This window comes from Acinetobacter sp. AOR12_HL, assembly GCF_027855275.1.
Taxonomy (GTDB): domain Bacteria; phylum Pseudomonadota; class Gammaproteobacteria; order Pseudomonadales; family Moraxellaceae; genus Acinetobacter; species Acinetobacter baumannii.
The window spans coordinates 1-12893 of the sequence record NZ_JAKTIJ010000004.1; the positions used below are offsets into that span (position 1 = coordinate 1).

Sequence of the window (12893 nt, forward strand, 5' to 3'; positions counted from 1 at the left end):
TTATGCAGTTACTTTAGCAACAACACCAGCACCTACAGTACGACCACCTTCACGGATCGCAAAACGTAGACCTGGGTCCATTGCGATTGGGTGGATTAATTCTACTGACATTTCAACGTTGTCACCTGGCATTACCATTTCAACGCCTTCTTTCAACTGGATCGCACCAGTTACGTCAGTTGTACGGAAGTAGAACTGTGGACGGTAACCATTTAAGAATGGAGTGTGACGACCACCTTCTTCTTTAGAAAGTACGTATACTTCTGCGTCGAATTTAGTGTGCGGCTTGATTGTACCTGGTTTAGCAAGTACTTGACCACGTTGTACTTCTTCACGCTTAGTACCACGAAGTAAGATACCACAGTTCTCACCTGCACGGCCTTCGTCAAGAAGTTTACGGAACATTTCTACGCCAGTTACAGTTGTTTTAACCGTATCTTTAATACCAACGATCTCTACTTCTTCACCAACTTTGATGATACCAGCTTCAACACGGCCTGTTACTACTGTACCACGACCAGAAATTGAGAATACGTCTTCGATTGGCATCAAGAATGCTTTGTCGATTGCACGCTCTGGCTCTGGGATGTAAGAGTCAAGTGCTGCTACAAGAGCAAGAACTGATTCTTCACCGTAAGGACCAGCTTCACCGTTAAGCGCTGCAAGAGCTGAACCACGGATTACTGGAGTATCATCACCTGGGAAGTCATAAGTAGAAAGAAGTTCACGTACTTCCATTTCTACTAATTCAAGTAATTCTTCGTCATCAACAAGGTCGCATTTGTTTAAGAATACGATGATGTAAGGTACACCTACCTGACGAGAAAGAAGGATGTGCTCACGAGTTTGTGGCATTGGACCGTCAGTTGCAGCACATACAAGGATCGCGCCGTCCATCTGAGCAGCACCAGTGATCATGTTTTTAACGTAGTCGGCGTGGCCTGGGCAGTCAACGTGTGCGTAGTGACGAGTTGGAGAATCGTATTCTACGTGTGATGTATTAATTGTAATACCACGTGCTTTTTCTTCAGGTGCTGAGTCGATTTGTGAGTAATCTTTCGCTTCACCGCCGTAAGTTTTTGCACAAATTGTTGCAATCGCAGCAGTTAAAGTTGTTTTACCATGGTCAACGTGACCGATTGTACCCACGTTTACGTGTGGTTTATTACGTTCAAACTTGGCTTTAGCCATGATGATCTTCCTCGTTTACGTCGAACCACCTACAAATGGCGCTGAGCTAACTCAGTTTATCGACATATCGCCTAAAAAAACTAGACACCTAATACTTGAAAAGCAGACTATATAGCCTGCTTTTTGAAAACTTTGTGGAAATCCACATTAAACTTTAATATCTGGAGCTCTTATCGAGATTTGAACTCGAGACCTCTCCCTTACCAAGGGAGTGCTCTACCACTGAGCTATAAGAGCGACTATCCTTCGATGGAGCGGGAGACGAGGATCGAACTCGCGACATGCAGCTTGGAAGGCTGCCGCTCTACCAACTGAGCTACTCCCGCAACGTTGGTAATAACCACTTCACTCGAAGTTTAGAGATGGTGGTGAGAGAAGGATTCGAACCTTCGAAGCTTTCGCAACAGAGTTACAGTCTGCCCCCTTTGGCCGCTCGGGAATCTCACCAATATCGCACTTATCTACAGTGCCGTTCTTTACTCAATCAACTTAACACTTTAAAATGGTGCCGGCACACGGATTCGAACTGTGGACCTACTGATTACAAGTCAGTTGCTCTACCAACTGAGCTATGCCGGCGTTTCTTAGTGTTTCGTACGTTTCGTATCGGAACGGTGTGCAGTTTAGCAAAACTTCCAAACGATGCAAGCGGTTTTTTAAAAAAAACCGCTAAAAACTCATAAAATCAATCCGTTTGATGATAATTCAACCGCTTTGATCACTGCGCGAGCTTTTATTTGGGTTTCATTCCACTCAGATTCTGGATTTGAGTCAGCAACTAGCCCTGCACCAGCCTGTACATACACCTTTTTATCACAGATAACACAAGTACGGATTGCAATTGACATATCCATTTCACCATGCCATCCCAAATAACCAACAGCCCCGCCAAAAACTCCCCTTTTCACAGGCTCTACTTCATCAATAATTTCCATTGCACGAATTTTTGGGGCACCTGATAACGTTCCTGCCGGAAAGGTGGCTTTAAATACATCAAGTGCATCAATATCATCACGCACTTCACCTTGTACATTTGAAACAATATGCATGACATGTGAATAACGCTCAATCACCATTTGATCCGTGACTTGGACTTTACCTATCTTCGATACGCGCCCTACATCATTTCGCCCAAGATCAATCAGCATTAAATGTTCAGCAATCTCCTTTTCATCAGACAGCAAATCTTTTTCTAATGCTATATCTTCTTCTTTAGTTTTACCGCGCGGTCTAGTTCCTGCCAAAGGTCGAACTGTAGCAATACCATTTTCTAAACGAGATAGAATTTCCGGTGATGAGCCAACAATATGAAATGGTTTTTTATCAGTAATCGTTTGCCCTTGAACCAAGAATAGATAAGGTGATGGATTTAAATGACGTAATGCACGGTAAACCTGTAAAGCTTCTCCATCAAAATCAGAAACCATACGCTGCCCAGGTACAACCTGCATCACATCGCCTGCACGGATATACTCTTTAACTTTCTCTACCGTCTCTAAGAATTTTGCTTTACCAGTAATTGATTCAAAATGCGGAGGCGTATGTGGTCGCGCTTGCAAACTAACTGGAGTCGCCAACAACTGTTCTAATTGATCTAATTTTTGTTGAGCGTCTTCATAAGCATTACTCTGCTCTGTATCCGCATGCACAATTAAAAATAGCGTATCTTTAAGATTGTCAAAAACAATGACTGTCTTTGAGAGCATCAACCATAAATCTGGCAGCGTAATCGGATCAGCCGCAGGTACATTCTTTAAACGTGGCTCGATGTAGCGGACAGCATCGTAGCCCAAATAACCCACCAAGCCGCCCGTAAAGCTTGGTAAGTCTGGTAAGAGTTTAGCCGCAGGAACTTTAAATTGTTTTTGGAATTCACGGATATATTGGAATGGGTCTAGACAATTTTGCTGTGTTACTGATCCGTCAGCATGTTGTATAGATAAAACACCAGCGTTACAAGAAAAAACTGTTGATTCGCCTAAACCAATCATAGAGTAGCGCGCCCAGTTTTCCCCCCCTTCAACAGACTCAAATAAGTAAGCCTGTGTTTGATCCTTAAAACGAGCAAAAACAGATAATGGGGTTTCTGTATCCGCTAAACGTTGACGATAAACAGGAATAGTATTGTAACCAGCAGCCTTAAGTTGCTCGAATTGCGCTAATGTTGTCATGAATCTTCTCTAATATGGTTTCGATTTAAAAGTGTGTTTTTCTAGATTCGGTTTAGACACGCCATCGAAAAACCATACGCTTATTCATTCTTATCTCCATTTTCTTCATTAGACAATTAACTCAGCAAGACTATCAACAACTTGCTGAGGTTGGCAATCATAGATATTCTCTCCATGATTATAGCCATAGCTAACCACAATACAATCAATTCCAGCACGGCGTGCAGCTTCAATATCATTACTTGAGTCGCCAATCATTAATGATTGTGAAGCAGATATTTTTAGGCTTTCCATGCAATGCAATAATGGTAGTGGGTGCGGCTTTCTTTCAGGTAAGCTATCTCCTCCAAGTACAACTTGAAAATAAGAAGAAAGCTCTAGCGCATCCAGTAACCCTTGAGCAAGTTTGACAGGCTTATTAGTCACACATGCCATTTTGATATTCAAAGTTTGGCAATGTTTTAAAAACTCAGGTACGCCTGGGTAAATTTGAGTATTCACACACAGCTCCGCACCATATACCTCTACAAATTTCTGTAATAAAACTTTATGTTGTTCAACATCTAATTTTCCAAATATATGAAGCAGAACACTTTCGCAAAGTTTTGAAGCCCCTTTACCTACCCATTCCCGTATTTGTGCTTCTGTTACCAATGGCCAACTGAGTGATTGCAGACTTAAGTTCATAGACCGATATAAATCGGCAGCGGAGTCAACCAACGTTCCATCTAGATCAAATAAAATTAAATCGCGCTTACTTAGTTGTGCAACAGACATTTTCTTCTACTCAAAATTAAAAAGGCATGCGTTTAGCATGCCTTGATTGTAAAAGCACCAACGAATTATTTAAAGAATAACCACGCCAATACAGCTAAAATCACTAAAATAATAATGGTCACTAGACCAATAGATGCATTCTTTTGCTGCTCTTTCTCTTCAGTAACCCGAGAAACTGGCTCCTCAATAGCAACAGGAGTTTGTTCTGGCTGAGCATGAATATCCACCCCTTCAGGAATCGGTGCTGGTTTTGGTACAGAAACTCGCTGAGGCATTCCATCACGACTCACTTCAGTTTCTGCTGCACGCTCCGCAATACTTGGCATACCTTGATCGCTTAAATCTTGTATCGGTGCTGTTTGTACTGGCTCCACCTCAATTTCAGGTAAATCAGTATTTTCTTGTGTAGGGGCGAAAACTGAAAATTTTAAACTTGCGAATTGAACAATATCACCATCATGCAACTGTTTTTCTTGCTCAATACGAATATCGTTCACAAACGTACCATTCGATGAATTAAGGTCTTGCACCCATAGCGCTTGATCTTTTAACAGCAATGCTGCATGGCGTCGTGAAATTTCAGCAGCCTGTAGTAATAAATCGGCATCTTGATGACGTCCCACCAACATATCACGATCAACATTAATTTCTTGGCCAGTAAATTCACCAGTAATTGCTTGTAATTTCCAAGTCATGCCTATGTCCTATTCATTTTTTATTAATCATAACATGCTACTACGGCGCTGTGCTTGGACGCAGTGTCGTTGTTGTTACTGTATTTTTAGTACGATTAATTTCAGGATCAGGCAACTGTAGTGTTTGCTTTTGGACGGTAGGTTCTACAGCTACCGGCGTAGTTATGGTCGAACTTTTACCACCTGATGGAACCTGTTGGTAATTTTTTGGCTTAGAGGCAATACTCGGCGGGGTCATTTTTTGGTTATAAATATCATCAACTTGCTCAGGTAATTTTGCAAAGTTGCCATTTTTATCCATAGCCAATTGCAAGCTATAAAGTTGATTATAGCGCTGCTGAGATAAACGGCGTACATCATTTGCATCGCCCACAATTGTTGGGTGAATAAAAACGAGAAGGTTACGTTTTACATTGCTTCTGTTATCTGATCGGAACAATCGCCCAACATAAGGAATACTACTTAAACCAGGTATACCTTGTCTTGAAAGCGAAGTGTCATCCGACACCAATCCACCTAGCACCACAGTCTGCCCATGCTCGGCTAAAACAGCTGTTTTAATAGCGCGCTTACTTGTCACCAAGTCAGCTGCTTGCCCACGGCTATCTTGAACAGCAGAAACTTCTTGCTCTACTTCTAAACGAACTGTACCACCTTCACCGATATGTGGAACAACTTTCAAGGTCACACCGACATCTTTACGCTCAACAGTTGTATAGGGATTGATACCTGTACTATTGGTAGTGACCGACCCTGTGACAAATGGAACGTTCTGACCTACAACAATATAAGCTTCTTCATTATCCATCGTCACAATGGACGGTGTCGAAAGTAAGTTTGATTTTGTATTGGTTTTGAGAGCCTGAATTAATGCACCATATGCCTTACGAGAGTTATCAAAATTACCCAATCCTAAAGTTGCACCATTACCTTTATTAGCTCCATTAGCGATAGCAGATGCAGCTCCAGCCGAACCACCCGATAAATAACCAGCAGCAATAGAAGATAAACTCGCCCCTACATTACTAAAGCTAAGTAAACCAATCCCACTAGATAAATCACCGAGTGCCCATTGAATTCCAAGTTGATCTGCATCATCTCCAGAGACTTCAATAATTGCGGCCTCAATAAGCACTTGTTGACGACGAACGTCTAGTTGTTGAATCGCTGATTCAATTTCACGCATTAATTGGGGATCAGCTTTAACTACTAATGAGTTCTGAGCATTATCTGCAATAATACTCACACCGTTTTGATTAAAGCTGGTGATATTATTCTGATTACTACTGTTCGAATTACCGTTTAGGTTAATTGCAGGAGTTGAAATTGAGGCACCATTTGAACCCGATGTATTTGAACCAGAATTCTGGTTATTACCAATTAAACTATTAATCGGATTCGATGAGTTAGATGAATTATTACTATTATTCGATGAAGATACTGCCTGTCCTGTGACTAAGCCTTGCAAAATTTCAGACAAGTTTTTAGCACTGGCATACTTCAAACGGAAAACTTTTAAGCCACCTAAACGATCTGCCGAAGGTACATCCAGCATCTCAATCATATGACGAATACGTTTACGTGTTTGCGGATCACCTTTTATTAAAATACGGTTTGTCCGATTATCAGCAATAATACGAATACGGGCACCACTAAAATCTTTAGATGCGCCTGTTGCGCTCATCGCTTCAAGCTGGGTAATAATTTCTTCTGCCTGGCTCGACTGAAGCGTGATCGCTTCAATATCATTTTGCCCAGTTCCATCCAAGTTACGAATAATATTTTCAAGTTGATAAATATTCGCAGCTCTATCAGAAACAATAAGTGCATTGGTTCCTGCAATTGCCGCCATATGTGCAAATTGTGGCATTAAGGGACGGAGTGCTGGAATTAAGTCATTTGGATTAGTATTTTCCAGCCAAATCACACGTGTAACGATTTGATCACCACGAAGCCTATTTCTAGAATCATAAGGAATTCCCGAGTTTTTAACATTGCTATCCGGTACAAGCTTAATGGTATTACCAGAAGGAATTGCAACCACCCCGTTTACATTTAAGACCCCAAGAAATAGGTCATAAACTTCATCTTTATTTAATGGCTTATTAGAAATAACCGTGACATTACCACGTACTCTCGGATCTACAGCGAAATTTTTTCCTGTAATGTCTGCAACTTCATTAATAAAGGCAGTTAAGTCAGCATCACGTAAATTGATCTTCCATGTTTGGGCATAGGCACTGCTACTTACTGTCGCAATCAATGGGGCTGCTGCAAGTAATGCCCAAAGTGGACGTTGATGATTCAATAAAGCCATAACTCGCGATATTTCCTAACTCTTATGGTGACGTGTTATCACTAAAAATTTTGTTGTATGGTCATCACTTGATCACCACGTTTTATTTCTATTTTTACTTGCCCTGCTCGACGAGCCTGCTCAAGTAATTGCACATCCGTTTGCCCTTGCCCAACCGTTTGACCATTCAAAGAGACAATTCGATCGCCAGGTCTTAAACCTAACTTATTTCTAAGTGCAGTCGGTGTACGTTCTGTAACTTCATAGCCTTCACCTGAGTTACCACTTACCCCCATATCTCGGAGATACTGCTCTCGGTTACCTTGCATCTGCTGGATCGCTTGTCCCAATGCCTGTTGGGCCGTATTCATAGGCTCTGTAGGTTGAGACGGTGTAGCACTTTGTTGTGAAGCATCCGGAGTCATCGGTTGATATAAACCATTTGGCAAACCTTTGAACTGAAGTTCACGGGTACTGCCATTTCCTTGACTCAACACAACATGATCCCAATACACCTCTGCCAATTGGTAAGAAGTTGAACCAATGGTTTCACCAACTCGATAACGCTCAGCAGTATTATCAATTTTAATAACAGCAGAGGAAAACCGGTTTAGATAGCCGACCATTACACCCTGCAATTCTAAATTCACGCTTTCTTGAGCCGCATTGGCAGAAGGTTCGTTAAAAAGTGAAAAAGTACTAATATTTGGTATTTGTGGTTGTTGAGAACCGAGTTCTACCCGATCAAATTGCATCAGTTGAGGAGGCGCAATCACCAACCAAAAAAATGAAGCGAGTTTCCAGCATAACCATAAAATTAAAATGGCAAGGACCACTACACTCAGTCGATCTAATTTTTGCCATTGCAATTGCTGTAATTTATCAATCCATACTTTCATTAGTTACCACCTTGTAATAATGGTTGGCGAGAACTAATGACAAAAGTATCCAAACCGGCTTTACCGTCATATGATGGAACATTGAGTAATAAACGCTGTGTGAGCTGAACATCCAGCATCATATTGGCATCTAGTAAAAGATTGGCCATTTTTTGATTACGCTGATCACGGATGTCCACTTGTAGCTGTCCGTTCTGGTCAGTTAATTGCCCACTTAAAGAAGGCATATTCATACGATCTTGACGATCACCAATATTATAAATGAGCGCCCCACCACCCCAATGCAATTGCCCATCAACTGCCGCAAAGCCTTGCTCTTTTTTATAATTAAATTGGATATCTTTAAGTTGAATACTGTTTACAGGCCATTGCCAATTTACAATTTGCTTCAGTGTTTCTGGAGCAATCTGGCCATTCATATCCCTTACAATAACTTTTTTTCCAAAACCATACGCCATAATCCCCGTTAATTGCGTATTACCACTATGAATATCAACATCTGCAGCAAAGCGTAATAAAAGTAAGTCTAGCGGTCTCGTTTTCCAGTGGATAGTGCCTCGTAACGCCCCACGGTGCCAGTCTGCCTGCCCCTGCCAGATGTTGCCACTTACATTATGGACAGTTTGATTATTCTTTGAAAATTTAGAGATAAGCCAAGTCGCCGGAATCTGTAAAATAATAAAAATTAAAAATGCAATGAGGGCAAAAAACCACCACTTCCATTGCTTAGACTTTTTCTTCATTCAGCCTTACCAACATGCAAATTATCATCCTTATATGAGAGTTCCTCTCTAGTCTGACATTATGCATACTTTTTCAACATCGCCAATTCACTTCATATAAAAAAACCAAGCAATCGGGCTTGGCGTCTCGCTAAAGACTATAAGTTGAACGTATGACAAAATCATGAAATTTACGATTGATCTTACTAAATGAAAGTTTAGTCTCAACAATGCTCTTAATTAGGAATTCAAACACCTTATTGAATATTCATATTTAAAATAAAATTTTTTTAATTCTTTTAAAAATAAAAAAGCCAAGCAGAATCGCTTGGCTTTTTAAGAGGCAATACAATTAGATTAAGAAATCTTCAAGTTTTGCACCTTTTTCAATTTCAGCAACTAACCAACGTGGTTGTTTACCGCGACCAGTCCAAGTCTCTTCAGCATTGTTTTTGTTACGGTAACGTGGTTCTACAGATTTACGTGTTGTTTTCTTACGTTTTTGAGCGCCAAATTCTAGAAGCTGTTCAACACTAAAACCTACATTTTCAGCAATCTCGATAATTTGATTATATGCATCTTCGATTGCTTGATCTTTTTTGCTTGCAATTAAAGCTTCTGCTTCTTCTTGTAAGCGTTTTAACTCTTCAACAGATAATTCACTAATATCCGGTTTCATTAATAAATACTCCAGTCTTACTGACAATTCAAATAATACAGACAAAATTTAAAAACATTAAATCATAACCAATCATATTTATATTCTATTCAATAAGCAATAGTTTGAAAGTCAAGTTCATCAGAATAACGCTATAAATTTACTTTTTAATTACATTAGCAATTATAATTGTAATATATTTTCTTAATATTTATTTAAGCTAAATGTATTAAATCATGCCCAACTGATTTTTCTAATTCAATAATTTTACTTTTTACTTCACTTGGTATTTCACATTTTAATCCTGTCATTTTATTCACACAAACCATAACTGCTTCACCTGTAGCAACGATTTGCTGCTGCGATTCACTCCATAATATATAAGCCATACGGAACGCGCTCTTACGTAGCTCTTCTACACGAACCCCTACTTTCAATACATCTGGATAAAACACAGGTTTTAAATATTTGCACTGACTTGAAGCAACAACAGTATATATATTTGGAGTTAATATATTTACATTTTCCATATATAAAATACGTGAGCTTTCAATATATCTATAATATTGCACATTATTGACATGGCCAAAAGCATCCATATCTCCCCATGCTACTTTCTGGTCGTATATTACAGGGTAGACAGACAGTTCTTTCATTTTTACCTCAGATTTTAAATTTTAAAAAATTCGCATCATTTTCAAAGATTAGGTTTAACTGTTTGATTAACTCATCATCTTCTTTTAAGGTTGATTTAATACGTAAATAGCTCATTAAAATATTATCTGGATATAAACTTAATAATATTTCTGCTTCAGCTTGACGACCTGTTGCCATGTAAACATGCCATTTTGCAAATGTTAAAACTGGCAAATTCATATATTGAGATTCAAATTGATTAATCTTTTCTTCGACATCGGCATAGTCAGGAACCTGCTTAAGCAATTGTTGCTGAAACCATAAGTAAAATACGTCCGGATCGAATTGCTCTTTGAGTAAATGCAAGGTTAATGCTTCATGCTGAATACTCATTTCTGGCATACGGGCCAAAAGTTTTAACCATAACAATTTACTGCTATAAGGTCTGGTTTGAATTTCTGACTCTAAATCTAGATAGCGCTGTTGCAATGCTTGTAAATCATCTATTGAAGCTTGATCAAACTGTTGAAGTAATTGTTGTAACCATAAATCACGATGTTCAGCGTCCAACAAACCATATTTCATAGAACGCAAGTATACCCATGGTTGTTGTAAAGCAAGCTGGCCCCAAAGCGCCGTTAAACGTTGTTGATATGCTGTCTCAATTTCTTCAAGCCATGGCGATAACTGATGCTGATATAAAAACTCAAGATGGGTTAAGGCACGTTCAGCTTCGTTTTGTGCCAAGAATATTTCAATACGCTGTAATTCTGCTAACTCAAAAGCCATTGGTGGGGATTGATCCAAGGCCTCTAAAGCTTTTTGGTAATCTCCACTTAAAACTAGAAATTTGGCATCAATAATATTTTTTAGAAGGCCTGATTGAGTAAAAACACGTTCGATAAATACCCGTTGATCTTCAGCAGCCTCTAATAACCAGACAATACCTAATTGTTCATACGGATGAAGGTTTTTAAACTGAAAAATATTCTCTCTCTTTCTTTGTTCCCGAGAAGAATAACGCTTAATCCAGAGCCATATCACCTGAGCAATAAAGCTCATCACAACAAACGTAAGGACTAGTCCCCATACATTTGTTTGCAATTGCAATTGCCGCCAGTAAATATAGACATAACCCATACCATAGCCATAACTTAATAAGGCCAAAGCTGCAAACAGGATTAAGCTAATTAAAAAGTAAACCCACAGGAGATGCTTCATGTGTCCTCCTTATGAGCCGATTAGACCAAGTGTCGATAATTTAGGAACAGGCACTACAGATAAATGCGCCACTTTAGCAATACGGTTCTTGAGTTGTTGGCTAGTCGCATCGGGTAATTCATTTAGTTTTTGCATTACTGTCTGCAACTCATTTTGATATTCAGCCATTTTTCCTTGGTTTAAAGCTTGCTCAGCAATTAACAGCCTTAATTGCACTTCTTTAAGCACTACACTTCGGTTCATTAAATTAATAGACGGCGTTTCTACTTTCTCAATACGGAACCATTTTTTCCACCATGACACAGCCTCGGATTGGTCCATCTCAAATTTAGGCTGTTTTAAGGCTTGCTGAATATTTTTATCAATATTCTGGAGTAAATCGTCAATGAGTTGATGTCGCTGATTTTGAGCAAGCACAAACTGTTGAATAGCCTGCTTATCTTGCTCAAGAGCCTGATTTAAGCTGTGTTGTAATGCAGGAGCAATTCCATATTGTGGTAGGGTTTGCTGTAGTTGGGTTAGATGATCTACAGCATAAATAAATTGCTGTTGGTCAATTGCAAACTGGATTAACTCTAATTTTTGTTTAATTAATACGGTCGGTGCAATTCCGGTTTGAACAACTTCAGTCGTTGCTAAAGGCGTTGTTTTAGAATTATGACTTGGTTGATTTTGAATTTGTCTTTGCAAAGCAACCAATTGATCATTCAAATTGGCATATTGCTGTTCAGATTGCAGCAAGCTTTGCTGAAGTTCAGGGACGGTACGAGAAATTTGCCACATATCGTAGCTGAGCTTAGCCACCCAAGCGATGCCCAGCAAAATGATGATAGAAACAAGTTTTCTCATACGAATCCTTATAATGCCTGAATGTGATGAATCATCCCCGAAGGCGATAAATTTTCAAGTTGAATAATGTGAAAATGAGCTTGTTGCTGATCGCGATAGTCTTTAACAAGTTGAAAAAGGCGTGGTCCTAAAACTAAATATACGCAATCAGGTTGTGCCTTATTTTTTAAACAAAGCTCTAACCAGTATTTCCAGCTCGCCTCACTAGTAATTAAGACGAGCCATTTATCTAAATTATAATTTGAATTCTGTGTCAGATGTTTGAATGTCGAATATGAAGCTTGCGGACACTGCCGGCGATATAGAACAAAATTTAAAATCTGAATTCCTTGCTGTTGCAAAGTTTCCATCATAAATTGACGGCCGCCTTCACCTCTCCAAAAAGCTACACTACCTGATTTTTGCATACGATGAAGAAGAGGCAAGTTAAGCATTCCCTCGGAAGTTTCAACCTCAGGAACATGCGCTTCAATCCCATAGTCGTGAAGACGATTAGCCGTCGCCTGCCCCACCGCAATCCATTGAATATGTTTTAGCTCATCTATTTTTAAACCACTTTGTGCTAAATACTGCATCCCCACATCAACAGCAGTGGGACTAACCACTACAATCGCTTGTGCACCAGTTAACTGCTGATAGAGTTGAAAGAGTGATTCTGAGAAAGGTTGAGCAACCAGTTCTAAAAGAGGTAAAGACTCGACCTGAAACCCCTTATTCTGCAAAGCATGAGTTAATTCAGCCGCACGCGAGTCAGGTCGGGTATTAATAAACAACATAG

12 protein-coding genes and 4 tRNA genes are annotated in these 12893 nt (G+C 39.6%); all 16 read right to left on the reverse strand.

The window, feature by feature from the left end:
- Positions 1–1191: an elongation factor Tu gene (tuf, locus tag MKL36_RS00625; RefSeq protein ID WP_001029610.1), complete on the reverse strand. Its 1191-nt coding sequence runs from the start codon at positions 1189–1191 to the stop codon at positions 1–3.
- Positions 1192–1353: 162 nt separating this feature from the next.
- Positions 1354–1428 (reverse strand) — tRNA-Thr (locus MKL36_RS00630).
- Positions 1429–1441: 13 nt separating this feature from the next.
- Positions 1442–1517: transfer RNA gene (locus tag MKL36_RS00635), tRNA-Gly, on the reverse strand.
- A gap of 37 nt (positions 1518–1554) precedes the next feature.
- A tRNA-Tyr gene (locus MKL36_RS00640) sits at positions 1555–1638 on the reverse strand.
- 56 nt (positions 1639–1694) lie between these two features.
- Positions 1695–1770 (reverse strand) — tRNA-Thr (locus tag MKL36_RS00645).
- A 98-nt stretch (positions 1771–1868) separates the two neighbouring features.
- Positions 1869–3362, reverse strand: a complete 1494-nt coding sequence (gene trpE / locus MKL36_RS00650; RefSeq protein WP_021510875.1) for an anthranilate synthase component I — start codon at positions 3360–3362, stop codon at positions 1869–1871.
- Between the two features lie 108 nt (positions 3363–3470).
- Entirely contained in the window at positions 3471–4139 is a 669-nt protein-coding gene (locus MKL36_RS00655) for a phosphoglycolate phosphatase (RefSeq protein ID WP_000109463.1), read from the reverse strand.
- Positions 4140–4204: 65 nt separating this feature from the next.
- Complete coding sequence (locus MKL36_RS00660; protein WP_000219972.1) at positions 4205–4834, reverse strand: FHA domain-containing protein; 630 nt, start codon at positions 4832–4834, stop codon at positions 4205–4207.
- Positions 4835–4874: 40 nt separating this feature from the next.
- Complete coding sequence (gene gspD, locus MKL36_RS00665) at positions 4875–7151, reverse strand: type II secretion system secretin GspD (RefSeq protein WP_021510874.1); 2277 nt, start codon at positions 7149–7151, stop codon at positions 4875–4877.
- A gap of 41 nt (positions 7152–7192) precedes the next feature.
- Positions 7193–8029 carry a type II secretion system protein N gene (locus MKL36_RS00670; RefSeq protein WP_021510873.1) on the reverse strand — a complete coding sequence of 279 codons (837 nt, stop codon included), beginning with the start codon at positions 8027–8029 and terminating at the stop codon, positions 7193–7195.
- Positions 8029–8772, reverse strand: a complete 744-nt coding sequence (gspN, locus tag MKL36_RS00675; RefSeq protein ID WP_000730343.1) for a type II secretion system protein N — start codon at positions 8770–8772, stop codon at positions 8029–8031. Before gspN ends, MKL36_RS00670 begins: the two co-directional genes overlap by 1 nt.
- Before the next feature lie 331 nt (positions 8773–9103).
- The gene (locus MKL36_RS00680) at positions 9104–9430 is read right to left on the reverse strand and encodes an H-NS histone family protein (RefSeq protein WP_000801427.1); all 327 of its coding nucleotides are present in this window, start codon (positions 9428–9430) and stop codon (positions 9104–9106) included.
- Positions 9431–9624: 194 nt separating this feature from the next.
- Positions 9625–10065, reverse strand: a complete 441-nt coding sequence (locus MKL36_RS00685) for an acyl-CoA thioesterase (RefSeq protein WP_000661569.1) — start codon at positions 10063–10065, stop codon at positions 9625–9627.
- A 7-nt stretch (positions 10066–10072) separates the two neighbouring features.
- Complete coding sequence (locus tag MKL36_RS00690; RefSeq protein WP_021510872.1) at positions 10073–11266, reverse strand: hypothetical protein; 1194 nt, start codon at positions 11264–11266, stop codon at positions 10073–10075.
- A gap of 9 nt (positions 11267–11275) precedes the next feature.
- A complete protein-coding gene (locus tag MKL36_RS00695; protein WP_001230201.1) occupies positions 11276–12115 on the reverse strand; it encodes a hypothetical protein in 840 nt (279 codons plus the stop codon).
- An 8-nt stretch (positions 12116–12123) separates the two neighbouring features.
- Positions 12124–12891 carry a uroporphyrinogen-III synthase gene (locus MKL36_RS00700; protein WP_000897413.1) on the reverse strand — a complete coding sequence of 256 codons (768 nt, stop codon included), beginning with the start codon at positions 12889–12891 and terminating at the stop codon, positions 12124–12126.
- Between the last annotated feature and the right edge of the window lie 2 nt (positions 12892–12893).

Bases quoted from the DNA above. Each gene is read 5' to 3' on its own strand.
- tuf (WP_001029610.1), bottom strand. From the start codon at position 1,191: ATGGCTAAAGCCAAGTTTGAACGTAATAAACCACACGTAAACGTGGGT.
- trpE (WP_021510875.1), bottom strand. From the start codon at position 3,362: ATGACAACATTAGCGCAATTCGAGCAACTTAAGGCTGCTGGTTACAAT.
- MKL36_RS00655 (WP_000109463.1), bottom strand. From the start codon at position 4,139: ATGTCTGTTGCACAACTAAGTAAGCGCGATTTAATTTTATTTGATCTA.
- MKL36_RS00660 (WP_000219972.1), bottom strand. From the start codon at position 4,834: ATGACTTGGAAATTACAAGCAATTACTGGTGAATTTACTGGCCAAGAA.
- gspD (WP_021510874.1), bottom strand. From the start codon at position 7,151: ATGGCTTTATTGAATCATCAACGTCCACTTTGGGCATTACTTGCAGCA.
- MKL36_RS00670 (WP_021510873.1), bottom strand. From the start codon at position 8,029: ATGAAAGTATGGATTGATAAATTACAGCAATTGCAATGGCAAAAATTA.
- gspN (WP_000730343.1), bottom strand. From the start codon at position 8,772: ATGAAGAAAAAGTCTAAGCAATGGAAGTGGTGGTTTTTTGCCCTCATT.
- MKL36_RS00680 (WP_000801427.1), bottom strand. From the start codon at position 9,430: ATGAAACCGGATATTAGTGAATTATCTGTTGAAGAGTTAAAACGCTTA.
- MKL36_RS00685 (WP_000661569.1), bottom strand. From the start codon at position 10,065: ATGAAAGAACTGTCTGTCTACCCTGTAATATACGACCAGAAAGTAGCA.
- MKL36_RS00690 (WP_021510872.1), bottom strand. From the start codon at position 11,266: ATGAAGCATCTCCTGTGGGTTTACTTTTTAATTAGCTTAATCCTGTTT.
- MKL36_RS00695 (WP_001230201.1), bottom strand. From the start codon at position 12,115: ATGAGAAAACTTGTTTCTATCATCATTTTGCTGGGCATCGCTTGGGTG.
- MKL36_RS00700 (WP_000897413.1), bottom strand. From the start codon at position 12,891: ATGTTGTTTATTAATACCCGACCTGACTCGCGTGCGGCTGAATTAACT.